27 protein-coding genes are annotated in these 23,113 nt (G+C 63.1%); 16 read left to right on the top strand and 11 right to left on the bottom strand.

Going from position 1 to position 23,113, the window contains the following annotated elements; genetic code table 11:
- Positions 1–46 precede the first annotated feature (46 nt).
- Positions 47–1,693 (top strand): methyl-accepting chemotaxis protein, encoded by a 1,647-nt coding sequence (locus CLU94_RS03295; protein ID WP_099664592.1) that lies wholly within the window; start codon positions 47–49, stop codon positions 1,691–1,693.
- A gap of 205 nt (positions 1,694–1,898) precedes the next feature.
- Here CLU94_RS03295 and CLU94_RS27905 read toward each other — a convergent pair whose 3' ends face one another.
- The 3 genes from CLU94_RS27905 to CLU94_RS03290 form a co-directional block, all read right to left on the bottom strand.
- Positions 1,899–2,696 (bottom strand): hypothetical protein, encoded by a 798-nt coding sequence (locus CLU94_RS27905; protein WP_143451333.1) that lies wholly within the window; start codon positions 2,694–2,696, stop codon positions 1,899–1,901.
- Between the two features lie 103 nt (positions 2,697–2,799).
- A complete protein-coding gene (locus CLU94_RS27900) occupies positions 2,800–3,096 on the bottom strand; it encodes a hypothetical protein (protein WP_143451332.1) in 297 nt (98 codons plus the stop codon).
- Positions 3,097–3,146: 50 nt separating this feature from the next.
- Positions 3,147–3,566, bottom strand: coding sequence for a hypothetical protein (locus CLU94_RS03290; protein WP_099664591.1), 420 nt, complete (start codon positions 3,564–3,566; stop codon positions 3,147–3,149).
- Between the two features lie 369 nt (positions 3,567–3,935).
- Between CLU94_RS03290 and CLU94_RS03285 the strand changes: the two genes are divergently transcribed.
- The 6 genes from CLU94_RS03285 to CLU94_RS03260 all read left to right on the top strand — a co-directional run bounded on the left by CLU94_RS03285 (position 3,936) and on the right by CLU94_RS03260 (position 8,528).
- Positions 3,936–4,400, top strand: coding sequence for an SRPBCC family protein (locus CLU94_RS03285; RefSeq protein WP_099664590.1), 465 nt, complete (start codon positions 3,936–3,938; stop codon positions 4,398–4,400).
- A gap of 276 nt (positions 4,401–4,676) precedes the next feature.
- Complete coding sequence (locus CLU94_RS03280; protein ID WP_099664589.1) at positions 4,677–5,447, top strand: creatininase family protein; 771 nt, start codon at positions 4,677–4,679, stop codon at positions 5,445–5,447.
- A 54-nt stretch (positions 5,448–5,501) separates the two neighbouring features.
- A complete protein-coding gene (locus CLU94_RS03275) occupies positions 5,502–6,773 on the top strand; it encodes a YVTN family beta-propeller repeat protein (RefSeq protein ID WP_099664588.1) in 1,272 nt (423 codons plus the stop codon).
- Positions 6,774–6,889: 116 nt separating this feature from the next.
- Positions 6,890–7,261, top strand: coding sequence for a VOC family protein (locus CLU94_RS03270; protein WP_099664587.1), 372 nt, complete (start codon positions 6,890–6,892; stop codon positions 7,259–7,261).
- 27 nt (positions 7,262–7,288) lie between these two features.
- The gene (locus CLU94_RS03265) at positions 7,289–7,609 is read left to right on the top strand and encodes a hypothetical protein (RefSeq protein WP_099664586.1); all 321 of its coding nucleotides are present in this window, start codon (positions 7,289–7,291) and stop codon (positions 7,607–7,609) included.
- Between the two features lie 280 nt (positions 7,610–7,889).
- The gene (locus tag CLU94_RS03260) at positions 7,890–8,528 is read left to right on the top strand and encodes a phasin family protein (protein WP_099664585.1); all 639 of its coding nucleotides are present in this window, start codon (positions 7,890–7,892) and stop codon (positions 8,526–8,528) included.
- Between the two features lie 106 nt (positions 8,529–8,634).
- Here the strand turns inward: CLU94_RS03260 and CLU94_RS03255 are convergent, their stop codons facing one another.
- Together CLU94_RS03255 and CLU94_RS03250 are read right to left on the bottom strand one after the other, a co-directional pair.
- Positions 8,635–9,651, bottom strand: coding sequence for an alpha/beta hydrolase (locus tag CLU94_RS03255; protein ID WP_099664584.1), 1,017 nt, complete (start codon positions 9,649–9,651; stop codon positions 8,635–8,637).
- Positions 9,652–9,756: 105 nt separating this feature from the next.
- Positions 9,757–10,647 (bottom strand): LysR family transcriptional regulator ArgP, encoded by an 891-nt coding sequence (locus CLU94_RS03250; RefSeq protein WP_034785706.1) that lies wholly within the window; start codon positions 10,645–10,647, stop codon positions 9,757–9,759.
- Positions 10,648–10,849: 202 nt separating this feature from the next.
- Here CLU94_RS03250 and CLU94_RS03245 point away from each other — a divergent pair, with 202 nt between their 5' ends.
- Positions 10,850–11,455 (top strand): LysE/ArgO family amino acid transporter, encoded by a 606-nt coding sequence (locus tag CLU94_RS03245; protein WP_034785705.1) that lies wholly within the window; start codon positions 10,850–10,852, stop codon positions 11,453–11,455.
- Here the strand turns inward: CLU94_RS03245 and CLU94_RS03240 are convergent, their stop codons facing one another.
- Positions 11,456–12,883 (bottom strand): coniferyl aldehyde dehydrogenase, encoded by a 1,428-nt coding sequence (locus CLU94_RS03240; RefSeq protein ID WP_099664583.1) that lies wholly within the window; start codon positions 12,881–12,883, stop codon positions 11,456–11,458.
- 147 nt (positions 12,884–13,030) lie between these two features.
- Here CLU94_RS03240 and trxC point away from each other — a divergent pair, with 147 nt between their 5' ends.
- From trxC to CLU94_RS03215, 5 genes are all read left to right on the top strand, one after another.
- Entirely contained in the window at positions 13,031–13,483 is a 453-nt protein-coding gene (gene trxC, locus CLU94_RS03235) for a thioredoxin TrxC (RefSeq protein WP_099664582.1), read from the top strand.
- 70 nt (positions 13,484–13,553) lie between these two features.
- Positions 13,554–14,063 carry a MarR family winged helix-turn-helix transcriptional regulator gene (locus CLU94_RS03230; protein ID WP_218965340.1) on the top strand — a complete coding sequence of 170 codons (510 nt, stop codon included), beginning with the start codon at positions 13,554–13,556 and terminating at the stop codon, positions 14,061–14,063.
- The gene (locus tag CLU94_RS03225) at positions 14,060–14,806 is read left to right on the top strand and encodes a HEAT repeat domain-containing protein (protein ID WP_099664580.1); all 747 of its coding nucleotides are present in this window, start codon (positions 14,060–14,062) and stop codon (positions 14,804–14,806) included. Before CLU94_RS03230 ends, CLU94_RS03225 begins: the two co-directional genes overlap by 4 nt.
- Positions 14,807–14,822: 16 nt before the next feature.
- The gene (locus CLU94_RS03220) at positions 14,823–15,158 is read left to right on the top strand and encodes a DUF6616 family protein (RefSeq protein WP_099664579.1); all 336 of its coding nucleotides are present in this window, start codon (positions 14,823–14,825) and stop codon (positions 15,156–15,158) included.
- A gap of 62 nt (positions 15,159–15,220) precedes the next feature.
- The gene (locus CLU94_RS03215; protein ID WP_099664578.1) at positions 15,221–15,811 is read left to right on the top strand and encodes a DUF1287 domain-containing protein; all 591 of its coding nucleotides are present in this window, start codon (positions 15,221–15,223) and stop codon (positions 15,809–15,811) included.
- Here the strand turns inward: CLU94_RS03215 and pdxR are convergent.
- A complete protein-coding gene (gene pdxR, locus CLU94_RS03210) occupies positions 15,780–17,252 on the bottom strand; it encodes a MocR-like pyridoxine biosynthesis transcription factor PdxR (protein ID WP_099664577.1) in 1,473 nt (490 codons plus the stop codon). The genes CLU94_RS03215 and pdxR overlap by 32 nt on opposite strands.
- Before the next feature lie 104 nt (positions 17,253–17,356).
- Between pdxR and CLU94_RS03205 the strand changes: the two genes are divergently transcribed.
- Both CLU94_RS03205 and CLU94_RS03200 read left to right on the top strand, forming a co-directional pair.
- Positions 17,357–17,797: a carboxymuconolactone decarboxylase family protein gene (locus tag CLU94_RS03205; RefSeq protein ID WP_099668141.1), complete on the top strand. Its 441-nt coding sequence runs from the start codon at positions 17,357–17,359 to the stop codon at positions 17,795–17,797.
- Between the two features lie 80 nt (positions 17,798–17,877).
- Positions 17,878–18,174 carry a hypothetical protein gene (locus CLU94_RS03200; RefSeq protein WP_099664576.1) on the top strand — a complete coding sequence of 99 codons (297 nt, stop codon included), beginning with the start codon at positions 17,878–17,880 and terminating at the stop codon, positions 18,172–18,174.
- A gap of 127 nt (positions 18,175–18,301) precedes the next feature.
- Here the strand turns inward: CLU94_RS03200 and CLU94_RS03195 are convergent, their stop codons facing one another.
- Complete coding sequence (locus CLU94_RS03195) at positions 18,302–19,489, bottom strand: multidrug effflux MFS transporter (protein WP_099664575.1); 1,188 nt, start codon at positions 19,487–19,489, stop codon at positions 18,302–18,304.
- Positions 19,490–19,677: 188 nt separating this feature from the next.
- Between CLU94_RS03195 and epsC the strand changes: the two genes are divergently transcribed.
- On the top strand, positions 19,678–20,616 hold the full coding sequence (gene epsC / locus CLU94_RS03190; RefSeq protein ID WP_077402556.1) for a serine O-acetyltransferase EpsC: 939 nt from the start codon (positions 19,678–19,680) through the stop codon (positions 20,614–20,616).
- Between the two features lie 100 nt (positions 20,617–20,716).
- Here epsC and CLU94_RS03185 read toward each other — a convergent pair whose 3' ends face one another.
- The 3 genes from CLU94_RS03185 to CLU94_RS03175 form a co-directional block, all read right to left on the bottom strand.
- Positions 20,717–21,196, bottom strand: coding sequence for an META domain-containing protein (locus CLU94_RS03185; RefSeq protein ID WP_180278578.1), 480 nt, complete (start codon positions 21,194–21,196; stop codon positions 20,717–20,719).
- 85 nt (positions 21,197–21,281) lie between these two features.
- On the bottom strand, positions 21,282–22,187 hold the full coding sequence (bla, locus tag CLU94_RS03180) for a subclass B3 metallo-beta-lactamase (RefSeq protein WP_099664573.1): 906 nt from the start codon (positions 22,185–22,187) through the stop codon (positions 21,282–21,284).
- A 64-nt stretch (positions 22,188–22,251) separates the two neighbouring features.
- On the bottom strand, positions 22,252–23,037 hold the full coding sequence (locus CLU94_RS03175; protein ID WP_257218659.1) for a hypothetical protein: 786 nt from the start codon (positions 23,035–23,037) through the stop codon (positions 22,252–22,254).
- Between the last annotated feature and the right edge of the window lie 76 nt (positions 23,038–23,113).

The raw sequence follows: 23,113 nt of genomic DNA, 5'->3' as shown, positions 1-23,113 counted from the left end.
TATCCTGCCTGGCCTTGCCAGGCCACTCTTTTTACTGTGAAACACCATGAATATCACCAAGCAATTAATTCTGACTCTCACCATCGCCTTGCTGGCCCTGCTATTGCTGGGCGCCGGCGGCGCCATCCAGCTGCAGCGCGCCCAGGAGCGTTTTGACACGGTGCAAAACCGCATCATCCCCAGCATCCAGGGCTTGAATGCGGCCAAGGGTTTCCTGGCCGATTCGCGCCTGGCCGGCTACCGCCTGTCCGTGTTCTCGAATTTGGCCGACAAGACGGCGCTGGACAAGGCCGTGGCCGATGCCAACACGAATTTCGACAAGGTCATCACCACCTACCGCGCCGAGCGCCTGTACGATGCGACGGACAGCAAGATGCTCGATGCCGACCAGGCCGCCATGGAAGCCTACCGCCGCGCGCTGGTGCCATTCTTTGCCGCCGCCTACGCGGGCGACATGGATGGCGTGCGCGCCACCTTGCTGGCCGGCACGCCGCTGGCCATCACGGCCGCGGCCGCCAAGAAAAGCATGGATGACCATATCGCCTACAACAACAAGCTGGTCGATGACGTGAAAGCGGAAAGCCTGGCCGCCTACGATACGGCGTTCAACACCATGCTGGCCGTGCTGGGCGTGGCCGTGCTGCTGACGGGCGCGCTGGCCTGGCATATCTACCGCACCATCAGCGGCGGCCTGGGCGATATCGAACACACGCTGGAGCGTGTCAGCGCTTCGCTGGACCTGTCCGCCGCCATGCCCGTCGAGCGCATGGATGAAGTGGGCCGCACAGCCACCGCCTTCAACAAATTCCTCGAGCGCATCGTCGGCGTGATCGCCACCGTGCGTACCTCGGCCGATACGGTCAGCGTGGCGGCCGCGCAGATTTCCGCCGGCAACGCGGACTTGTCCGTACGCACGGAGCAGCAGGCGTCTTCCCTGGAAGAAACTGCGTCCAGCCTGGAAGAGTTGACCTCGGCCGTGCGCCAGAATACGGACAATGCGCGCCAGGCGAACTCGCTGGCCGTGTCCGCTTCGGACGTGGCCCGCAAGGGTGGCGCCGTGGTGGCGCAAGTGGTGGGCACGATGGGCTCGATCAACGAATCGGCGAAGAAGATCGCCGACATTATCGGCGTGATCGACGGCATTGCCTTCCAAACCAACATTTTGGCGTTGAATGCGGCCGTCGAAGCGGCCCGCGCGGGCGAACAAGGCCGCGGCTTCGCCGTGGTGGCCACGGAAGTGCGCAACCTGGCGCAGCGCTCGGCGGCTGCCGCCAAGGAAATCAAGGGCTTGATCGAGGATTCCGTCGACAAGGTCAACACGGGCAGCGCGCTGGTCGACCAGGCGGGTGCGACGATGGAAGAAATCGTCGCCAGCATCCGCCGCGTGACGGACATCATGGGCGACATCGCCAACGCCAGCCACGAGCAAAGCGCCGGCATCGAGCAAGTGAACCAGGCCATTTCGCAAATGGACCAGGTCACCCAGCAGAACGCGGCCCTGGTGGAAGAGGCGGCAGCGGCCGCATCCTCGCTGCAAGACCGCGCCGTCGAGCTGGTCGACGTGGTGGCCGTGTTCCGCCTGCGCGGCGACGCCCAGGCAAAACCGTTGAAAGTGGCGGGCGGCTTGCCGGCCCCGGCTTCCGCCTCAGCCAGCCGGCGCCTGGCGCTGCCTGGCCGCAGCGCCCGCGCTTAAGCTTGGAAATTACCCCGGTACGCCGGGGTTTTTCTTTGGTGACGGTGCTGTTCCATGGGGGAATGTTGATGTTGGGATGGCAAGGGGCAGGGCGCCGCCTGGTTCCGTGGCAGTCTGGGAGTATGCTTGCCTTTTACGAGTGTGAGTCTGCTTTCGCCCCGAAGCAGACCGTGGGGATCGCTGGGCAGTTGACTCAATCTTCCAGCTAAACGGGTGCGCAACTTGTCGGCGTGGCCGGGTTGGGCGCAGTGTTGGATTGCGTTGCTGAAATAACTTCCTTAGTTGCTTCTAAACACTTAGCAGCGACACAAACTAGTAAGTTGGTCTTTTCTTCCCCATACAGTGCCAATTGCGGATTAAGGCGGAGCTTTATTGCCGCAGCATATAAATGCGACTCATAAAAGCATCGACCGAGTATCCAGATTAGGCGAATCCTAAAAATAGCTTCTTTCGGCAGACGCTCCCAGAACCGTTCGGGCAGCCTGATACCATCGCCCAATTGCTCTTCTATTTTCGTCATGCGGCCATCAATGAGCAGGTCCAACTTGCCGCGAACAGAATTTATGTCCCAGGAGTGAGACGTGTCATTGCGGATTTTTCGAAGCCTGTCGAGTTCTTCAAGAATGTCAGTTCCCATCCAATTGAACGCATATGCGACCTGTATCCGTTGAGAAAACCGCGACAAACTACCATACCCAGAAAGCATGGAAGATCGACCGCCGGGAACTCCGCTAGGGATTTCTCTTTTGAACATTCCTTCAAGCTGTTCGTCGGAGAATGAGCATGCAATTACTGGGAGGAATCTAACGTCCTCAACGACAATTAGGCTAAGTATCCCGTTGAGCTTTGAACTGTCGTAGTCAGTCCTATTAGATTCACTGACGAATCGCTCAGCTGCGCTCTTTGCGAAAGCGGAGGTGTAATTGCGGAAAACTTGCAAGCCGTTTTTCTCGACATCGGTGAGACTTAACGCTGCAATATCTGGGTCCCAAGAATCGGTCATCTACGCTCCAGGTAAAATTTAAAAAAAGGCGTTAGTCTGCTTCTGTTTTTCAAGGTCCGCTTCTGGCCGGTTACTGACTGAATCACCCGAAGGCGGCATAGTTCTAAGCATCAGTTGTCTTCACAGCATTCGCCAAGTGGCTTCGTTTATGTTTTTTTGAGAGCGACACACCCACAATCCAGGATATGGAAAACGCCGCTAAAAGCCTTCCAAAGGCCTGAGGGTTATTTGCCAATGCTGGCAGAGCGGCAATGGCTAGCGATAGCCAGTTGTAGACAGAGGCGCCGTTTACAGCGTTTCTTCCCAAGTGCTTGTTTAGCACTTCTCCCAGGCCATGGAAGGCCCATGCAACAAACGGTGTCAGAAACATTAATAAGGTGGTGGCAGCTTTTGGTTCCATGTGTTTTTCGTATTCAATTTTTAGAGGCTGCTCTTGGCCTGACTCGGTTGTTAATCAAAGATAATTCGCTGTCCCACTTCGAATTCATTCTCGTGGCAGTAAAACAGGATAAGCGGCGTGTCCTTCGAATAAACCATTGCGTCGTCACGTGAAGGGACAAAAATATCCGACCAATTCTCGACCAGGAACACACTGCTGCACAAGAAACATTCGTCTTCTCCAAACACGACGATGAGCTGCTGGTTTCCTAGCACACGGGCACGTAACCACTTGCTTGCGATGGCCGCATCCTCTCCGGATGCGAGCCGCTCGATCGAATCAACGGTGTTAACGTTCAGGCCGAGATGCGTCCTCGAGTCGTGAAGGCCTGCTATCTCATAGGCGCGGCGGGCATCCTCGGCATTCAGCCAGGCGATATCCGCTGAGTGATGCTGTAGTTCCTGAACCCGCCAATGTGCTGTGTTCATCATTTCTCAAAGTTTCATATGCTCGTGGTTATGGCGAGCAGCGCGGTCGAATCCGGTGCATCGCTTGATCCTGGCACCAAACAAGGCTGTCATCATGGCCCGGCTTTATCTGCGACCAGTATAACCAGAATCTAATTCTATTGGCATGATAAAAAAACAGTGTATCCTGCAATTCCAGCAGATATATTTTTTGTCGAGGCAAAGAAAAAGCTGCGGCATTTGTTCCTGCTGGCGGAGTATCTTTGAATTGGCGCAATGGCATGGCGATATTGCGTGATGAATGCTATGCCGCAGGCAAATATGCAGACACTGCGCGGCGCCGGATAGCAGACCCAGTTACTTTCACCACAATGATAGGGAGATTCCCAATTGATGCAAATCAAAGAAAGCATTCACATTGCTGTCCCGCCCACGGTCGTCGACCAGATTTGGAGCGAGGTCGACCGATGGCACCTGTGGGATCCGGACACAAAGCAAGCCCGGCTCAATGGGCCGTTCGCGGTGGGGACGCATGGCAGGATCGTTCCCAGCAAGGGGATGGGCATTCCGCTGCTGGTCACGGAGCGCACTGCCGGCCGCTCGTTCACCGTCGAGGGCCACATCCCCCTGTTCCGCATCCACTTCGAACACACGGTTGCCGCCGTCAATGGCGGATCGGAAGTCGTTCACCGCGTGTGGTTTACGGGAGCGCTTGCCTTTCTGTTCGGCCCAGGCGTTGCCAGGCAAGTCAGGGACGGGCTTCCCAAAACGATGCTTTCGCTGAAGGCCTATGCCGAGAAGCGCAACGAAACGCTCCATGATGGCGAGCCGGGCAGGGCGGACGCGACTACAGCCTGATAGATAGTTTCCCCTCGTCAATTCCTTGCAAAGCACTGCAGCAAATTAACGTGCCGTTCCCGTCATGATGGAATACAATTCTTGCGTGGCAGCCAGCTTGCCTGGCAAGGCCGGGCACGGCACCACGCTTTGACCTCGGAAAGATGTTGGCTTATGACTCTGCAGTTCCCCCAGCGAACGGCGCCTTGCGCGCCATCCACGCTCCGCCTTTCACGCAAGCCCCTCGTTTCCCTGTTCGTCCTGACGTTTTCATGCCTGCTGCTCACGGCGCCCGTCATGGCGGCCACGCCAGCCAGCGGCAGCGTCATGCTGGAAGAACTGACCAGCACGGAGTTGCGCAGCCGTATCGACCATGGCGCCACCACCGTGCTGGTGCCGATTGGCGGCGTCGAGCAGAGCGGGCCGTACATCGCGCTGGGCAAGCACAATGTGCGCGCCGGGCTGCTGGCGCGGCAGATTGCGCAAAAGCTGGGCAATACCATCGTCGCGCCCGTCGTTTCCTACGTGCCGGAAGGCAGTATTGCTCCGCCGGCCGGCCACATGCGCTTTGCCGGCACGATCTCGATACCGCCAGCCGCCTTCGAAGCCGTGCTGGAAGGGGCGGCCGCCAGCCTGCGCCAGCATGGTTTCCGCGACATCATTTTTCTCGGCGACCATGGCGGCTATCAAAAGAACGAGCAGAACGTGGCGAATAAGCTCAACCGCGCCTGGGGCAAGGCTTCCGCCGGCAAGGAAGCGCGCGCTTACGCCTTGCTCGATTACTATGACATCACGCAATCGGCCTATATTGCCGAACTGCAGAAGCGCGGCCACAGCAGCGCCGAGATCGGCCTGCATGCCGGTTTGGCGGACGCGGCGCTGATGCTGGCGACGGACCAGTCGCTGGTGCGCAGCGAGGCCATGGCCCACGGACCCAAGCCTGGCGTGGCGGACGGCGTGCGCGGCGACGCGACCCGTGCCACGGCTGAACTGGGTCAGATCGGTATCAAGCTGCAGGTGGACACCTCGGTGGCTGCCATCAGGCAACTGCTGCAACGACCTAAATAATTCCGCTGGAAGTGCTGAACTTCCGGCTTTTGCAACGAAACGACGCGAAATCACATGAAAAAATCTCAACGACGCACCATCGTCACCTTGTCCGCCCTGGCTGCCGCACTGGCCGGCCTGGGCGTGGCCAGCCAGGTCATCGGCGCCAGTACGCCGGCCCCGGCCGCCGCAGCGCCGGCCGCCGCCTATTCGCCGCTGCCGGGCATGCCGCCGCTGGTGGACCCGAAAAACGTGTATGGCAGCATTGCCAGCAGCAATATGAGCCCCGTCGTCAAGGATCACTTGCGTCGGGTGTACGTGCCCAACTTGCGCTCGAACGACGTGTATGTGATCGACCAGGACAGCCTGAAAGTGGTGGACAAGTTCAAGGTGGGCAGCGGCCCGCAGCACGTGGTGCCGTCGTGGGACTTGCGCACCCTGTGGGTGGCGAATAATGCCGAGCGCACGGACAAGGGCAGTTTGACGCCGATCGACCCGTTGACGGGCAAGCCGGGCAAGGAAGTGCCCGTCGATGATCCCTACAATATGTATTACACGCCGGACGGCAAGTCGGCCATCGTCGTGGCCGAAGCGCGCCACCGCCTCGATTTCCGCGATCCGAAGACCATGGCCGTGCAGTATTCGATCGACACGCCCCAGTGCGGCGGCATCAACCATGCCGATTTTTCCAATGACGGCCGCTACGCCATGTTCACCTGCGAATTCGACGGCACCATCGCCAAGATCGACCTGGTGGGCCGCAAGGTCGACGGCTACCTGAAATTGCAGATGCCGGCCAAGCGCTTTGCGGAGTCCGGCCCCGTGGGCGGCCCGGCGAATGAAATCTGCAGCGTCAAGAAGGGCATGCCGCAAGACATACGCATCTCGCCGGACGGCAAGAAATTCTTCATCGCCGACATGGACGCCGACGGCGTGCACATCGTCGATGGCGCCACCCTGAAGGAAATCGGCTTCATCCAGACGGGCGTGGGCGCGCACGGCCTGTATCCGAGCCGTGACGGCAAGAAATTGTACGTGGCCAACCGCGGCACGCACCGCATCCATGGCAAGCCGAAGGGCAAGGGCAGCGTCAGCGTGATCGACTTCGCCACGGAAAAAGTCGTGTCGAACTGGCCGATTCCCGGCGGCGGCAGCCCCGACATGGGCAATGTGAGTGCCGATGGTAAATATCTGTGGCTGTCCGGCCGTTTCGACGACGTGGTGTACCGCATCGATACGAACAGTGGCGACGTTTCCAAAGTGAAAGTCGGCCAGGAGCCGCACGGCCTGACCGTGTGGCCGCAGCCGGGCCGCTATTCGCTGGGCCATACGGGCAACCTGCGCTAGGCGAGGCGCGTGGCGCTCCCTGGAACCGCAGTGCCGGGTCTGCAGTTGTGCTTGCCTAAAAAGCAATGTTGGCGCATACTGCATTCCCCATTCCACTACCTTCAGGGAGCACCAGCATGATTCTTGATCACATCGGTTTGAATGTCAGCGATGCACAGGCCAGCAAGGCCTTCTTTTCGGCCGCCCTGGCGCCCCTGGGCGTGTCGGTGGTGATGGAAGTGCAGGGCTGGGTAGGCCTGGGCAAGGATGGCAAGCCCGATTTCTGGTTCGGCGTGGGCGGCGCGCCGCATGCAGGCATGCATCTCGCCTTCGCGGCGGACAACCGCGCCCAGGTGGACGCGTTTTACCAGGCCGCGCTGGCAGCGGGCGGCAAGGATAACGGCGCCCCCGGTATCCGCGAAATCTATCACCCGAATTACTACGGCGCCTTCGTGCTGGGCCCCGACGGTCACAATGTCGAAGCCGTCTGCCACCATCCCGAACCTTGACGCCGGTCATTACCTGAAGAGAGCAGCATGAAGCACAGCGCCACCCTGTTTGCCGACGATGCCGGCCGCTATGCCTATGTGAAAGCGGGCTTTTCCTGGCCGGCCCTTTTGCTGGGCTCGTTCTGGGCCGTCGCCAAGCGCCGCTGGTGGCTGTTGCTGCTCATGCTGGCCATGGATGCCTGCCTGTGGTTTGGCAGCCACCTGGCCACCGAACTGCGCATCGGCCCGATGATGCTGCTGATGGCCGCCGCGGAGCTCAGTTACCTGCTGGCGCGCGGCTGGTATGGCAACCGCTGGCTGGAAGCCTCGCTGCGCAGCCGTGGCTACAAGCCCGTCGTACCAGGCTGAGCGTGCCTGGCACAGATTTCCCGTCACGTCACTGACGTTTGCCAAGGGCAAGCTGTCCAGCCAAAACTTTCTGCGCAGCCTAGCGCACCTTTGATCCAGATCATCCCTCAACTGCGGTGCTCACGTAGCCTTGGGACTCGCGTTGCAAAGCATCGTCCCACCAATCGGATATGTTTTTTCGCGTTTCGTGGCGTAGCCCGGCCGTCTGCTTCACCGTTCGACAGCCGGTGGTGTCGCCATCTGTTTATGTCCACCCAACCGCTATCTAATGAGGAACTCCATGTATCCATATTCCCGTAGTGTTACCCCCGCCGCCAAAAACCACCTGGAAGCGCAACTGGCTTTTTTCAATGGACTGTCGAAGTCGCTGTTCCAGTCGGTGCAGCACTTCAGCGACCTGAACATGCAACTGGCGCAAGGCTTGCTGGAAGAAACCGCAGTCACCAGCCAGAACTTGCTGACGGTCGAGCGCGCTGAAGATGTGTTCCAGGTGGCTGCCGCGGCGGGCCAGCCAGCCGCCGAGCAACTGCGCAAGTACCAGCAACAGGTGTCGCGCCTGGCAGCCGATACGCAGGTCGAACTGGCCAACGTGGCAGAGCGTCATGTGAATGAAACGAGCCGTACTGCCAAGGCGCTGGCCGAAGAAGTGGCCCGCACGGCGTCGGAAGAAACGGAGAAAAACGTGCGCAAGCAGCAGGAAGCCATGCAGCGCATCGCTGAACCGTTCCAGGCCTATCAGCAAAACGGCGCCAGCCGCGACCAGCAACGGGGCGCGCAAAGCCGTGACGGCCAAAGCCTGCAAAGCGGCAGCCACCAGGGCAGCCAGCAGTCGGCCGGCAGCGAAGGCTCGGCCAGCGGCAGCGTATCGCAAGCGGGTTCCGCACAAAGCAAGAGCAGCAGCGCCAGCCGTAAAGAGTAAGCACGAGGCTGCTTGCGGCTGAGCCGCTTCGCGAGGGCCGAGCCTTGAGCTGCGGCCAGCCGGCACGCAGCATCGTGCCTCCTGGTTTGGGCAGAGCGCCCGCCCTTCACGGGGCGGGCGTTTTGTCGTATGCGTGCAGTTCAGAGGCCGGCGTGGCCGCGCCAGGTGAGCGGGTGGGCACGGTGACGCTTGCCGGCACGGCTGTCTTCGGCGAGACGGCGGACAAGACCGCGTCACCGCTCCCGCTCCCGCTGTTGGCGTCGATGAAGGCGCTGACGGTGTCCAGGGTGGGCGCCAGCCTGCGCAAGGGCGCTGCCAGCGTGGCGACCAGGGTGGCGTGGCCCACGTGGTCGAAATACGTTTCCGTCACGGGCCTGGCAAGCGTCCGCAAGGCCTTGGCCAGACCGCCCGTGTTGCGTCGCGGATCGACCAGTTTATCCTGTCCGGGCAGGGGGGCGATCAGCAGGGCGGGCGGGGCTGCGGCCGTCACGTGGTGGATGGGCTGCGACGCGGCGGGCGTGTCCGGGTAAAAGAAAACGGGCCGGGTGGTGGTGTTTTCGATCGGCAAGAAATCATAGGGGCCGGCCAGGCCTATCCAGCCCCGCAAGTCGTGCGGGTGCATGCCATGGCGCGCCAGCAGGCTGGCGTCGAGCGCCACCATCGCCGCATTGTAGGCGCCGGCGCTATGGCCCATGACGAACAGGCGCGTCGGGTCGCCGCCGTGGCGGCTCGATTCCATCGCGGCCCAGGCCACGGCGCGGGCCGCATCCTGCAGGATTTCGGGATAGTGCACGTCCGGATACAGCCGGTAGTCGGCGATCACGGCCAGATAGCCGCGCGCCGCCAGCGCATGGCCCACGAAGGCATAGTCGGCGCGCTCGCCCGTTGTCCAGTTGCCGCCATAAAAGAACACCACCACGGGCACGGGTCCCGTGCGGATTTTGGGGGCGTAGACGTCGAGTTTTTGCCGTGGCAGGGGGCCATAAGCCAGGCCGCGCGTCACGTGCGAGGCGCTGCCGGACGAAAAGGCATTGATGGCCATCAAGGGCGAGCAGGCGGCAAGGCCGGCAGCCAGCGGGATGGCCGCCAGCAAACCGAGCAGGGTGGTGCGCAGGATCGTCATGCCAGCTCCTGATGGTGAGGGTTGATGCTTGCAGTGTAGGCCAGGCAGGGCAGGGCGCACACGGGGAAGTTGCTGTATAGCATAGATAAATGTGGCATGCGTCTATCAATCCTGCAACAGCCATTTGCGCGCGGTGGCGATGACGGCGTCCGACAGGGTGCGCGTGAGCGGGGTCTGGATATCCCAGGCATGCCAGGTCAGGGGCACGTCGAGCGCCTGCCCGGCCGCCACGTCGACCAGCCTGCCGGCGGCCAGCGCCGTTTCCGCCTGCAGCAAAGGTACCATGCCGTAAGCATAGCCCGCTTCGATGAAGCGCACGAAGTCGCGCGCCGAACCGAGCACGTGGTGCGGATAGCGGCCCGTGTAGCCGAGGCGGTGCTGCAGGTAGCGCTCGTGCAGCGCATCCTTGCTGCCGAACGTGATGGCGGGCGCCTGGCTGACGGCTTCCACCGTAAATCCATGGGGAAACCATTGCTGCGCGAACGCGGGCGAGGCCACGCACAGGTAGCGCATGCCGCCCAGCGGCGTGGCCGTGGTGCCCGCCACCAGGTCGTTGGCGCTGGTGACGCAGGCAAATACGCGCCCTTCGCGCAACTGGCTCAGGGTGTGGTCCTGGTCGTCGAGGCGGATATCGAGCAGGCAGGACGGCGGCGACAGCAGCGGCCCCAGCGCTTCCGGGATCCAGGTGGCGGCGCTGTCGGCGTTGACGGCGATGGCCAGTTCCGGCAAATGCGTGGTGGGGCCGGGCTGGGCGTCGAGCGCCGCTTCGAGCAGCTTGACTTGCCGGTAATGGGCGATCAGGCGCTGGCCCGCTTCCGTGGGCAGGGGCGGGTGGCTGCGGATGATCAATAAAGTGCCTTCCAGGTTTTCCAGGGTGCGGATGCGCTGCGACACGGCCGGCTGGCTGATCGCCAGCGCCTGCGCGGCCTTTTCAAAGCTGCCCAGGCCGATCACGGCGTCGAGGGCGGCCAATCCACGGTAATCGACGACGCGCATAAGTTTCTCTTATATATGGTTAGAATCATTCATTATACTTATATTTACTTTTTCTTTACACTGTTGAAATAGGGTAACAACTCCACTCTCCCGCGCGGTCCTGCTGGTACCGCTACACCCTCCACCTACCTTTGATGACTTTGCCGTTGCCGGCAGAGCGTGGGCGGCCGTGCGCGTGATGGAAAGCAATAAAGGAATCGATATGGACAGCGCAATCTTCTTGAAAGGCATGGGGCTCGGAGCGAGCCTGATCGTTGCCATCGGCACGCAAAATGCCTTCTTGCTGAAACAGGGCTTGAAGCGTCATTACGTGCTCACCTGCATCCTGGTCTGCCTGGTGTGCGATGCGATCTTGATCACGGCCGGCGTGGCCGGCATGGGCACTTTCATTGCAGACAACCCCAATTTCCTGCTGTGGGCCAAGGCCGGCGGCGCCACCTTCCTGATCGCCTACGGCTTGCGCGCCGCCAAGTCCGCCTGGCGCCCAACGGCCCTGACGGTGTCGGCTGCCAAGTCGCCGGAAGGCTACTGGGCCGTGATCGGCGCAGCGCTGGCGTTCAGCCTGCTGAACCCGCACGCTTTCCTCGACACGGTCATCCTGCTCGGTTCGATCGGCGGCCAGCATGAAGGCGTGGGACGCTTCTACTTCGCCGGCGGCGCCATCATGGCTTCGGCCCTGTGGTTCTTCCTGCTGGGCTTTGGCGCCCGCTACCTGGCGCCCGTGTTTGCCAAGCCCATGGCTTGGCGCGTGCTCGACGGCATCATCGCCCTCGTCATGTGGGCCATCGCCGCCTCGCTGTTCCTGTAATCAGCGGGTCAGGAAGGCCAGCACGCGGCTGGCCAGCTTGCCATACGGCGGCCAGAGCAGTTTCAACGCACTGTAGCGGGCCTGGTAAAACACGGGCCGCAGCTTGCTGAAGGTGTGAAAACCTTCGACGCCGTGGTAGTGGCCCATGCCGGACTCGCCCACGCCGCCGAACGGCAGGTCGTGCTGGCCCACGTGGTACAGGGCGTCGTTGACGGACACGCCGCCCGACATCACGCGGTCGATCAGCAGCTGCACCGTGTCTGTTTTGTTGCTGAATGGATAGATGGCCAGCGGCCGTGGTCCCGCATTGATGCTGTCGATCACGGTGTCAAGCCTGGCATAGCCGCGCAGCGGCAGGATGGGACCGAAGATTTCCCGCGTCAGCAGCAGGCTGTCCTCAGGGGCGCCGAGCACGATGTGCGGCGCGATCTTGCGCGTGGCGCGGTCGTAGGCGGGCCCCGGCAACAGCGAAATCACTTGCGCGCCCCGTGCGCGTGCTTCGTCGAGCGCCTGCAGCAGGCGATCAAAGGCGGCCTCGTCGATGATGGAGGTGTAGTCGGGCGTGTCCAGCCGCGGGTAGCGCGTGGGCACGATGGCGCGTGCATGTTCGACGAAGGCAGGAATGCTGGCCTCGGGCAGCCAGGCGTGGTCGACGCTGGTGCAGATTTGCCCCGCGTTCAGGAACTTGACGAACAGGATGCGCTCGGCTGCCGTGCGCACGTCGAAATCGGCGCAGACGATGGCCGGCGCCTTGCCGCCCAGCTCCAGGGTGACGGGGCACAGATTGCGCGCGGCGGCCGCCATGACGGCGCGGCCCGTCTGGCCGGAACCCGTAAATAGCAGGTGGTCGAACGGCAGTTGCGAAAATTCCATGCCCACGCCGCCCGTTTCGTCAAAGAACTGCAGCTTTTCCGGTGGAAAGTAGGCGGGCATGGTGTCGATCAGCAGCCGCGCCAGGTGGCGCGAGTTTTCGCTCATCTTGACCATGGCGCGGTTGCCGGCGGCGAAGATGTAGGTCAAGGGCACCAGGCTCAGGTTCACGGGAAAATTCCACGGCACGATGACGCCCACCACGCCCAGCGGCTGCGGCATCACGCGGTTGCGGGCGCCAGGGAAATTGCGCCAGTCCACGCCGCGGCGCTGCGGCCGCATCCATTTTTTCAAATGTTTAAGGACGTGGTTGATGCCGTCGATGGCGGGAAAGATTTCCGCCAGCAAGGTTTCGTGCCGGGAACGATTGCCGTAGTCGGCGCTGATCGCCTCGCACAACGCGTCCTTGTGGTCGCGGATGAAGCGCTGCAAGGTGTGCAGGTCGCGTTTGCGCTCGGCCAGGGTCGGCACGGGGTGGGCCAGGCAGGCGGCGCGCTGCAAGCGCAGGGCGGCGGCGAGTTCGGTGCTCAATAGCATGTTTTCTGCGACATCAGGCATTGTTTTCCTTGGCCGGCCCGGCAATGTGCGCGCCGTTCCTGCACACTATAGTGGACTCTGCGGACAAGTGCCGCCAGCGTGCCGACGGCGCTGCACGATACGCCGTAAAATGTCCGGCAACTGTACGCTACTCTTTCCAGGAATGCCATGACCTCGACCACGCCAGACTCCCTGCACATCGTGTGCCCCCATTGCGACGCCGTCAACCGCTTGCCGGCGGCGCGCCTGATCGAACAGCCCACCTGCGGCAAGTGCCAGAAGGATTTGTTTACTGGCCAGCCCGTGGACCTGGCCAGCGCCCGCTTCCTCAAGCATATCGAACGCAGCGACATTCCCGTGCTGGTCGACTTCTGGGCGCCGTGGTGCGGTCCGTGCCGCAGCATGGCGCCATTCTATGTGCAAGCCGCCAAGACCCTGGAACCCGCATTTCGCGTCGTCAAGGTGAATACGGAAGCGTCGCCGGACCTGGGCAGCCGTTTCAATATCCGCAGCATTCCCACGCTGGCCCTGTTCCGCAGGGGCGTGGAAGTGGCGCGCCAGCCGGGCGCCATCGATGCGCAAGCCATCATTGCCTGGGCGAGGGACAAGGCGCGTTTCTAAACGCACAGGAAAACCATCACAGTTTTCCATTTGACATTTAATATGGCGCCATATTATATTGCGCCATATGATAAAGCTCAAACAGAAATACACGGCCTTGCTGGGCGACGTGCAGCGCCGCGCCAGCGGTCTCGACATGGCGCAGTCGACGGCGCGCTTGCGCCTGTGCTTTGAAGTGCTGGGCCTTGCCTCCGCCATCGATGGCGATTGCGCCGCGCGCCTGGGCCGGCATGGCTTGTCGGAAGGAAAATTTGTGCTGTTGTCCCTGCTGCGCGACGTGCCAGGCGGACTGTCGCCGCACGAGCTGGCCGAGCGGGCCGGCGTGACGCGCGGCACCATCACGGGCTTGCTCGACGGCCTGGAACGCGATGGTTTCCTGGCGCGCCACGCGGACCAGGCTGACCGGCGCAAGCTGCTGGTGCGCCTGAGCGCTAAGGGAGAAGCGGCCGCTGCGACCCTGGTCGATGAACACGCGCAGTGGATCGCCAGCCTGTTTGCCGATTTCACGCCGGAAGAAATGCAGTTGCTGAGTGCGCTGCTGGAAAAAGCCTGGCGCAAGACGGATAGAGGTACCGCATGAGCCGCGGCATCGCCGACATCGCTCCCGCGCGCCTGGCCCTGCTGAACGAGGGAAGTGTGGCCAGTACCACCCTGACGGAAGGGCTGGCCATCGATTTCGCCCAGTTGCTGGCTGCGGCCGTGCCCGCTATCGGCGCCGCTCGGCTGGATCGGATGCATGAGCATGCCGCAGCCGGTATCACCCGGCGCATGGCGCTGGCGGCGCAATTGCTGCTGGAAGCCAACACCGACCTGGCGCTGCTGCAAGCCCATGCTTCCGACACGGTGCGGGGCTGGGTCTGCTTTGCCATCGCCGCCCAAACCGGCTTGACCTTGCCGCAACGGCTGGCGGCCATGCGGCCGCTGGCCGACGATGGGCATTTCGGCGTGCGCGAATGGGCCTGGCTGGCGCTGCGGCCCCATCTGGCGGAGAGCCTTGACGAGGCCATTGCCTTGCTGGCGCCGTGGACGGCTGACCCGTCGGAACGCCTGCGCCGTTTCGCTTGCGAAGCGCTGCGCCCGCGCGGCGTGTGGTGCGCGCATATTGGCCGGTTAAAAGAACAGCCGCAGCTGGCCTTGCCCGTGTTGCATGCCTTGCGCGCCGATCCGGCCGTCTACGTACAGGATTCCGTGGCCAACTGGCTCAACGATGCGGCCAAGAGCCAGCCCGATTGGGTGCGCAGCCTGTGCGCGCAATGGCTGCAGGATAGTGCCAATGCCGCCACGCAACGCATCTGCAAGCGCGCCCAACGCTCGCTTGCTTAACTTTTTGGAGGAAAACATGCATTACCTGTTAGAACTGTACAGTCCGAAACCGGCCTGGCTGGCCCTCGACGCCGCCGCGCGCCAGGCGTATTTCGGCACGGTGGGCGCCGGCATGGCAGCCTTGTCCGGCACGGGCGCGGAAGCGCTGGCCATGGGCGCCATTGATGGCGGCAAGCTGCATGTGGCTGCCCAGCAATTTTATGCCGTCTGGCGCTTCCCGGACGAGGCGGCACTGGATGCCTTGCTGGCCGGCATCGCCGCCACGGGCTGGCATGATTACTTCGACACCATCAATGCGGCGGGACCGGCCGTGGATTTTCCTGCCCACCTGGCGCAACTGGCCGGGGTCTAAGCGTACGCCGTTTTCCTTGCTGCTGCGGTAAAGTTGGCATTTTCATCCGACCATTGACGTTGATGCCAATCAAACAGCTGTCCATTTTGATGCTTGCCCTGGCTCCCATGCTGGCCTCGGCCATTCCTGCCACCCCGCAAGCCCTCGTCGTCGCCGCCCGCAAGCAGGTGGGCGTGACCCTGCAGTACGACCCGCGCTACGAACGGCTCGCCTATCCGGGCGGCGACGTGCCGCTGGAACGGGGCGTGTGCACGGACGTGGTGGTGCGCGCCTACCGCCAGCTGGGGCAGGATTTGCAGGTGCTGGTGCACGAAGACATGCGCAAGGCGTGGCAGGTGTACCAGCAGCAGGGGCGCTGGCAGATGAAGGGGCCGGACCGCAATATCGACCACCGGCGCGTGCCGAACCTGGGCACCTACTTTGCCCGCCATGGCACCAGCTTGCCGCCAAGCAAGGAAGCCAACGCTTACCGCGCAGGCGACATCGTCACCTGGCGCCTGCCGCGCAACCTCACGCACATCGGCATCGTCAGCGACAAGCAGTCATGGAGCGGCGTGCCGCTCATCATCCACAACATCGGCGAAGGCGCGCGCGAGGAAAATATTCTATTCAGCTATCCCATCACGGGACACTATCGTTGGCAACCGCGCTGAGGGGCAGGGGAGCGATCTCTTGCAGGATCGCCAGCACCTGGGCCAGCGCCGTGTCGATATCGAGCTTGTCGATGGCGCCATAACCGAGGAACAGGCCTGCGTGGCGTGCCTCGCCGTGATAAAAGCCCGATAACGCATACAGGCTGATGTCGGCCAGGCGCGCGCGGCGCAGCAATTCGGCGATGTCGAGCGGCGCCTGGGCCAGGGCCGCCACGTGGAAGCCGGCGCTGGCGGGCACCAGGCGGAACCACGGCGACAGCGGGCCGTTGAACCAGTGCTGCAGCCGTTCGCGCCGCCCCGCATAGATATCGTGGCAGCGGCGGATATGGCGCAGCAAATGGCCGTCGCCGATGAACTTGGCCAGCGCATGCTGGCCCAGGCTGGCCGTGTGGCAATCGCTCAGGTATTTCACCGTTTCCACGGCGGCCACGATAGCTTGCGGCAGCACAACATAGCCGAGCCGCAATTCTGGCAGCATGATCTTGGAAAAGCTGCCCACATGCGCGACGACGCCGTAGCGGTCCATGCTTTGCAGGGAATCTTCGGGCCGGCCTTCGTAACGGAAGGCGCTGTCGTAGTCGTCCTCGATGATGATGGCGCCCAGCTGCTGCGCCCGCTCCAGCAAGGCATGGCGGCGCGCCATGCTCATCGGCATGCCCAGCGGAAATTGATGCGCGGGCGTGACATAGATCAGCCGCGTGCCGTCCGGGATTTGTCCGACGATGAGGCCATCCTCGTCCACGTCGATGCCCACCACGCGGGCGCCCTGGCTGGCGAACACGGCGCGCGCCACCGGGTAGCCGGGTTCTTCCACGGCAACCGTGTCGCCTGCTTCCAGCAAGGTCAGCGCCAGCAGGTGCAAGGCTTGCTGCGCGCCGCTGGTGACGAGCACTTGTTCCTCGGTGCAATGGATGCCACGGCTGAAAGCGGCATGGCCGGCGATCGCCGCGCGCAAGGCCGGCAAGCCGGCGACAGGGCCATAGCGGCCGCGCGCCTGGCCACCCTGGCGCAGCGCGTGCAGCATGCAGGCGCGCCATTCATCCTGCGGGAAGTGCGCGGGCGTGGCGCGCCCGCCGATGAAGGCGTAGCGCGCCGGCTCTTCCTGGCTGGCGCGGCGCAAGGGCGTGGGCGTCGCTTCCCAGCGGGCGATGCGCTGCGCGCTGGCCAGGGGCGTGCTGGCGTGGCGGCGCTGCGGCGACGCGTGCGGCGTCTGCACGAAGCTGCCCACGCCCACTTTGCCGACCAGCAGCTTTTCGTAACCGAGCTTGTCATACACGTCGGACACCGTCTTGCGCGACAGGCCCAGCTGGCTGGCCAGCAGGCGCGAGGGCGGTAATTGCTGTCCATCCGTCAGCCGGCCCGAGCGGATGGCCTCGCTGAGCTGGCGGTACAGCTGGCCGCCCAGGTCGCGCGTGCCGTCGATCAGGATATGTAATTCCATGGAGTATCTGCTGGTGGTCTGCTGTTTTTCGGGGGGATTGGCCTGCCGCGCGCTGTTCCTGGGCCACTACAATGGTGCATCCCTACTCCTTCAAGGAATGCATCATGACACAGCAACGACTCGATTTTACACAAGCTTCGCCGGACGCCGTCAAGGCCATGTACGCGCTGGAAGCGGCGATTGCCAGGCTGGGCGTGGAACACTCGCTGCTCGAGCTGATCCGCTTGCGCGCCTCGCAAATCAACGGCTGCGCCTATTGCGTGGATATGCACACGAGCGACGCGCGCAAGGCGGGCGAAACGGAGCGCCGCCTGTATGCCGTGTCCGTCTGGCGCGAAACGCCATTCTTCACGCCGCGCGAGCGGGCCGTGCTGGCCTGGACGGAAGCGCTGACCCTGCTGCCGCAAAGCCAGGCGCCCGATGACGTGTATGCGGCGCTGGCGGAACAATTGACGCCGGCGGAAATGGTCAACGTGACCCTGGCCATCGGCTCCATCAATACCTGGAACCGCCTGGCCGTGGGTTTCCGCAAGATGCCAGAGTAAATCCTGTGTTCGTTCGCGAACAGACGCCTGGCTGGTCCCTGCGTAGTCTGGCAAGACAACTTGTCAGCGAGGGAACGGCCATGGAAGTCAATATCAGCGAAGCAATTGAAAAGACACCGGAACAGCTGGAAGAGGCGCGCCGCGAATTCATCGCGGAACTGTGGCGGCGCTTTGAAGCCTTGCAGGAATGGGCCGTCAGCCATTGGCCCGACCAGGAACACCCGCTCAGTTCCGCCGACTTCGTCGAGGCGCGCAAGGAAATCTTGAGCTTGCGTTCGCCGGCCGGTTCCCTGAACCAGCCAACTACGCGCGATGGGGCTGAGCCGGAGCAGGGCGGGGCGCAGTATATTGACGTGACGCCCGCCCCCTGGCCTTGAGGAGCGCCTGAGAAAACGTCCATGACTGCGTTGCCGCGCCTGGCCGTACTAGCGTACTGCCTGCGGCACGGCGCCTTGTCCTGAACGTTTTTCAGGTGCTTCCGTCCTGAAAAATCCGCTGTACAAGTTACTGCTTGACCACTTCCGCTTTCTTGCCCTGCGCAAACACCCAGCACAGCAAACTCACCAGCAACCCCGCCATCACGCCATACGCCAGGTTCAGGGCGCTGTCGAACAGCAGTGGCGCCACCAGGCCCGAGACCAGCGCGAACAGCAGCATCTGGATGAACGACTGCATCGACGACGCCAGGCCGCTGTTGTTGGGGAAGTGGTTCAGGGCCATCAGGGTCATCGGCGGCATGGCGATCGACAGGGCGAACGAGTAGAAGAACAATGGCAGCACGGCCCACGGCACTTCGGCGGCAAAGAAGTAGTTGTAGCCGATGTTGACCAGCGCGGCGATGAGCATCAGGATGAAGCCGGTCCAGATCATCTGGCGCTGGCTGTAGCGGTGGGCGATTTTCGCCGACAGGGCCGAACCGAACACCATGCCGCTAATTAATGGAATGAACAGCCAGGCGAACGCCGTTTCCGGCAAATGCAGGATGTTGATGATGAAGTAGGCGGCCGAACCGATGTACAGGGCGAAGCCGCCAAAGGCGGCGCCGATGGCCGTCGACAGCAGCAGGAACTGGCGGTGGCACAGCACTTTCCAGTAATTGATGGCGATGTCGCCCAGGTGGAAGGCGTGGCGCTGTTCCTTCGGCAGGCTTTCCGGCAGCGCGCGCCAGACGACGACGAACATCAGCACGCCAAAGGCCGTCAGGAACCAGAATATCCAGCGCCAGCCCAGGCCCACCTGCAGCCAGCCGCCCAGCACGGGGGCGATGGCCGGCGCCAGCGCGAACACCATCATGATGTGCGAGAGGATTTTCTGCGCGGCGGCACCCGAGTAGCGGTCTTGCACGATGGCGCGGCCGATGACGGAGCCGGCGCCCGCCGACAGGCCCTGCAGCACGCGCCAGGCCAGCAGCCAGCCCAGCGACGGCGCCAGTGCGGCGCCCACGGAAGCGATCACATACAGCACCAGCGAGACGAGAATGACGGGACGGCGGCCGAACGAGTCGGACAGGGTGCCGTAAAACAGCATCATGAAGGCGAACGTGAACAGGAAAAAGCTCAGGGTTTGCTGCACCAGCAGGGGGCTGGCATTGAAATCATGCGCGATGGCGGGGAAAGACGGCAGATAGGTGTCAATTGCAAGCGGTCCGACCATCGCCAGGCCCGCCAAAATCCATGTTAATAATTTAGTCATGTTGAAGAGTGTTTTTGTTAGTCCGTCATTTTACGCTAGTGACCGGAATCAGGTTTGACGCCGGCCTTTTTGCCATCCATATGCGTTTTTCGTATATGAAATCTTGAAATTCTTCGTTTGCATCGCTTGCGGCCGCCGCTAAGCTGGGGCGACCCGGCTTGTTTGCCGTTTTCTGGAAGTGATACGCCATGCACAGTATTTATCCCGCGGCGCCCGCCGACGACACGGCCCAGTGGAACCTGGGGCCCGTGATCCAGGCCTTGCGCAGCTCGCGCGAAGACAAGCACAAGATCCGCCATAACGGCAGGGTGCGCGAACTGCCGTCGCGCGAAGCCCTCACCACCATCGTCAACGGCCTGTCGGCAGCCTTGTTCCCCACGCATTACGGGCGGCCCAACCTGACGGACGAAAGCATCGATTATTTTGTCGGCGACACCCTCAACACCACCCTGAACCGCCTCAGCGAACAGGTGCGGCGCGGCTTGCTCTTTTCCGTGCCGGCCGGCGATGAAGGCGATGGCGCCAGCGACGATGCGGCGCTGGCGCAGCAGGCGCGCGACATCACGCGCGCCTTCGCCGCCAGCCTGCCCGATATCCGCGCCCTGCTGGTGTCGGACGTGCAGGCCGCGTATGCGGGAGACCCGGCCGCCACCTCGGTGGCCGAGATCATGCTGTGCTATCCAGGCACCATCGCCATCCTGTACCACCGCCTCGCGCACCGGCTGCATGCGCTCGGTGCGCCCTTCCTGGCGCGCCTGATCGCCGACATCGCGCACACGTTGACGGGCATCGACATCCACCCGGGCGCCCACATCGGCGCCTCCTTCTTCATCGATCACGGCACGGGCGTCGTGATCGGCGAGACGGCCATCATCGGCCAGCGCGTGCGCCTGTACCAGGCCGTCACCCTGGGCGCCAAGCGCTTCCCCGCAGACGCTTCCGGCGCGCTGATCAAGGGCACGCCGCGCCACCCCATCGTCGAGGACGACGTGGTGATTTACGCGGGCGCGACCGTACTGGGGCGCATCACCATCGGCGCGGGATCGACCATCGGGGGGAATGTGTGGCTGACGCAGAGCGTGCCGCCAGAAAGCAATGTATCGCAGGCGCAGATGCGCAACGATTGAATAGTGGCCGAGAAAACGTCTATGGCGGCGTTGCGCCTTGCCCTGAACGTTTTTCGGCCACTCTTTGCGCCAGGAGAGGGTTCCTGGCTTTGTGATGACCTTACTTTACCGTCAGCGCTTCATAGCGCGCGACGGGCACGCCATCCTTCAACAGCAGCAATTCCTGGTCGGCGTAGCGGTAGCCATTGACTTCGCCCAGGGTGGTCAGCAGCAGGCGTTCCAGCTCCATGTCCTGCGGCTGGCACATCATCATGGTGCCTGCCAGTTGTCCAAAGTTCAGGGTGCTGACGCCATCGCTGGTGTAGCCGCCCATCATCTGGTTGCAGCCGCTGTTGCCGCTGGCGCGGCCTTCAGCCAGCAGCAGGGTCACTTCGCGCTGCTCGGGCGCCTTGCGCACCACTTGCTTGCCCTTCAATTCCTTCAGCTTCCACTGCGTGCCCGTCAGCTTGGGCGCCGGCTTGGCGGGCGAGGTGGCGCCTGGCGCGGCGGCGGCAGCGTCGCTGCGCACCGGTGTTTGCGCGCAGCCGGCGGTGATGGCGACGATGGCGGCGAGGGGAATCAGGCTGGCGAGTTTGAACATGGCGGTTCCTTCTTTAAATGAATGGCGCCAGCGTAGCAGATCGGCGCTGCGCCAGCGTGCACGGTTGACAAGCTCATTGGCAAGCTTACTGCTGCTTTTCCTGTTCCAGCCGGGAGTCGAGCACGGTGCGCGCCGCCGCCACATAGGCGCGGCAGGCTTGCGGGTCGACAAAGGCGTCGCTGCCGGCCGTGGCGCTCGCCTCCAGCCGTTCCCACAACTGTGCAGCCTCGGGATGCGCGGAGATCAGCACGTCGCAAGGCAGTTTTTCCAGGGTCTCGAAGCTGCGGCGCAAGTCCGCCACCGCGTTCGGATACTCGCTGCTGGCGCTGAACTTGAAGCCGGGACGCGAGACGGCGTTGAGGCTGTCCGCATACACCATGTTCAGGCAGCGGGGGCCGTCGCACGATTGCCACGTCCAGCTCAAGCCTCCGGGCGTGTGGCCCGGCGTGGCGTGCGCCGTCAGGTTGACGGGTCCGACATTGAACTGGCCGCCGTCGCGCGCCAGGCGCATGTCCTTGACGGGCGGGTACTTGGGCAGCGCGTGGTATTGCGGGTCGTCCGGCCCCACTTCGCCCGACGCCAGGTCCAGCGCCGCCGACGGGCTGGCGGCCACCAGCGCATTGCTGCGCCGCTGCAATTCGGCCAGACCGCCCGCATGGTCGATATGGCCGTGCGAATTGAGGATCAGCTTGACGTCCTCGATGCGAAAACCCAGCGTGCCGATATTGGCGATGATCTTGGGCGCCGATTCCGGCAAGCCGCCGTCGATCAGCACGTGGCCCTGCGGCGACGTCACCAGCACGGAACTGAGGCCTTTGACGCCCACATAATAGGTATTGCCGAAGATGCGGAACGGCGCCTGGTCCGCATTCCAGGTGGCGCAGATGTCGCAGCCAGGCGTCGGCGGCGTGACTGGCGCCTGCGCCAATGCCAGGGAGCCATGGCCTGCCAGCAGCGCCAGTGCCAGCGCGCGCGTAAGAGTGGGGGGCATTGCGATCCTTATCCGTGGTGCCAGGGTGGCATATGCTGACATGGAACGGGGCTGGACGCAAACCCTAAGGGGCGGCGGACGGCGCGCCGGCGGTATCCTGCTGGTAGACCAGTTCGATCAGGGTATCGTCCGCATAGCGGGTGTCGCCGATGGGCGACAGGAAGGAGCGGCCTTCCTTTTCCACCTTCAGGGCGATGCGGCGCTCGCCATCGAGCAGGGTGGCGCTGGCGATGGCCTGGTCGCTGCGGGTGCCCATCTTGAGCTGCTCGGCGGAGCACCAGTCGGTGGTGCGCAGCAGGGTGCCGACCAGGGTGCGTACCCAGAACGGTATCTCTTTCTTGGCGATGGCAATCGTCACCTGGCATTGCAGGCGCAGGTCGCCCAGGCGGCGCATGCCGGCCGGCACGCCGTCGCTGTGAATGGATGGCTGCCAGCGGTAATTGCCCTTTTTCTTGTTGGTGACCAGGTCCGCGTCCTCGCTGTCGGCCTGCGCGCTGCGCGGCAGCGTGAAACTGCCGTCGGCGGCCAGGGGCAGCGCAATCGACGTTTCGTTGCCGGCGATGCGCAAGGCTAGGTCCTGCATGGCGTCCGCCGGCGCGCGGCTGCCCGCGACCAGTTTGAAGCGCACTTCGCGCGCCCCGGGCGCCAGCGCATGGTATTCATCGAAGGCATCGAGGCCGGCCGCCATCACGCGGTACGATTTCAATTCCGGATTGCGGATGCTGTTGATGTGGATGGACTGGCCGGTCTCCGCCGGCACCGCGGCTGGCGCGTCAGCCTGCGTGCCGGCGTGCGCCGCGAGGTGGCCGAGGGCCAGGATGGCGAGGATGGGAAGGGAAGGAAGGTGCACGTCGCCGCCTGTATGTTTTCAACATGGCAAGCTAACATGAATGATAAGGCTTGTCACTGGCGGTGCAGCGCGAGCC

This window comes from Janthinobacterium sp. 13, from assembly GCF_002749695.1.
Lineage (GTDB): Bacteria > Pseudomonadota > Gammaproteobacteria > Burkholderiales > Burkholderiaceae_D > Janthinobacterium > Janthinobacterium kumbetense.
Note: the sequence above shows the minus strand (reverse complement) of the source record. Positions and strands in the feature narration are given on the sequence as shown.

What these genes read in the sequence shown, in the direction of transcription:
- CLU94_RS27900 (WP_143451332.1), bottom strand. Translation starts at nt 3,096, where the DNA reads ATGGAACCAAAAGCTGCCACCACCTTATTAATGTTTCTGACACCGTTT.
- bla (WP_099664573.1), bottom strand. Translation starts at nt 22,187, where the DNA reads ATGCCCCCCACTCTTACGCGCGCGCTGGCACTGGCGCTGCTGGCAGGC.
- CLU94_RS03265 (WP_099664586.1), top strand. Translation starts at nt 7,289, where the DNA reads ATGAAGCACAGCGCCACCCTGTTTGCCGACGATGCCGGCCGCTATGCC.
- trxC (WP_099664582.1), top strand. Translation starts at nt 13,031, where the DNA reads ATGACCTCGACCACGCCAGACTCCCTGCACATCGTGTGCCCCCATTGC.
- CLU94_RS03285 (WP_099664590.1), top strand. Translation starts at nt 3,936, where the DNA reads ATGCAAATCAAAGAAAGCATTCACATTGCTGTCCCGCCCACGGTCGTC.
- CLU94_RS03225 (WP_099664580.1), top strand. Translation starts at nt 14,060, where the DNA reads ATGAGCCGCGGCATCGCCGACATCGCTCCCGCGCGCCTGGCCCTGCTG.
- CLU94_RS03200 (WP_099664576.1), top strand. Translation starts at nt 17,878, where the DNA reads ATGGAAGTCAATATCAGCGAAGCAATTGAAAAGACACCGGAACAGCTG.
- CLU94_RS03215 (WP_099664578.1), top strand. Translation starts at nt 15,221, where the DNA reads ATGCCAATCAAACAGCTGTCCATTTTGATGCTTGCCCTGGCTCCCATG.
- pdxR (WP_099664577.1), bottom strand. Translation starts at nt 17,252, where the DNA reads ATGGAATTACATATCCTGATCGACGGCACGCGCGACCTGGGCGGCCAG.
- CLU94_RS03250 (WP_034785706.1), bottom strand. Translation starts at nt 10,647, where the DNA reads ATGCGCGTCGTCGATTACCGTGGATTGGCCGCCCTCGACGCCGTGATC.
- CLU94_RS03290 (WP_099664591.1), bottom strand. Translation starts at nt 3,566, where the DNA reads ATGATGAACACAGCACATTGGCGGGTTCAGGAACTACAGCATCACTCA.
- CLU94_RS03280 (WP_099664589.1), top strand. Translation starts at nt 4,677, where the DNA reads ATGGCGGCCACGCCAGCCAGCGGCAGCGTCATGCTGGAAGAACTGACC.
- CLU94_RS03195 (WP_099664575.1), bottom strand. Translation starts at nt 19,489, where the DNA reads ATGACTAAATTATTAACATGGATTTTGGCGGGCCTGGCGATGGTCGGA.
- CLU94_RS03295 (WP_099664592.1), top strand. Translation starts at nt 47, where the DNA reads ATGAATATCACCAAGCAATTAATTCTGACTCTCACCATCGCCTTGCTG.
- CLU94_RS27905 (WP_143451333.1), bottom strand. Translation starts at nt 2,696, where the DNA reads ATGACCGATTCTTGGGACCCAGATATTGCAGCGTTAAGTCTCACCGAT.
- CLU94_RS03270 (WP_099664587.1), top strand. Translation starts at nt 6,890, where the DNA reads ATGATTCTTGATCACATCGGTTTGAATGTCAGCGATGCACAGGCCAGC.
- CLU94_RS03205 (WP_099668141.1), top strand. Translation starts at nt 17,357, where the DNA reads ATGACACAGCAACGACTCGATTTTACACAAGCTTCGCCGGACGCCGTC.
- CLU94_RS03185 (WP_180278578.1), bottom strand. Translation starts at nt 21,196, where the DNA reads ATGTTCAAACTCGCCAGCCTGATTCCCCTCGCCGCCATCGTCGCCATC.
- CLU94_RS03245 (WP_034785705.1), top strand. Translation starts at nt 10,850, where the DNA reads ATGGACAGCGCAATCTTCTTGAAAGGCATGGGGCTCGGAGCGAGCCTG.
- CLU94_RS03220 (WP_099664579.1), top strand. Translation starts at nt 14,823, where the DNA reads ATGCATTACCTGTTAGAACTGTACAGTCCGAAACCGGCCTGGCTGGCC.
- CLU94_RS03255 (WP_099664584.1), bottom strand. Translation starts at nt 9,651, where the DNA reads ATGACGATCCTGCGCACCACCCTGCTCGGTTTGCTGGCGGCCATCCCG.
- CLU94_RS03240 (WP_099664583.1), bottom strand. Translation starts at nt 12,883, where the DNA reads ATGCCTGATGTCGCAGAAAACATGCTATTGAGCACCGAACTCGCCGCC.
- CLU94_RS03275 (WP_099664588.1), top strand. Translation starts at nt 5,502, where the DNA reads ATGAAAAAATCTCAACGACGCACCATCGTCACCTTGTCCGCCCTGGCT.
- epsC (WP_077402556.1), top strand. Translation starts at nt 19,678, where the DNA reads ATGCACAGTATTTATCCCGCGGCGCCCGCCGACGACACGGCCCAGTGG.
- CLU94_RS03260 (WP_099664585.1), top strand. Translation starts at nt 7,890, where the DNA reads ATGTATCCATATTCCCGTAGTGTTACCCCCGCCGCCAAAAACCACCTG.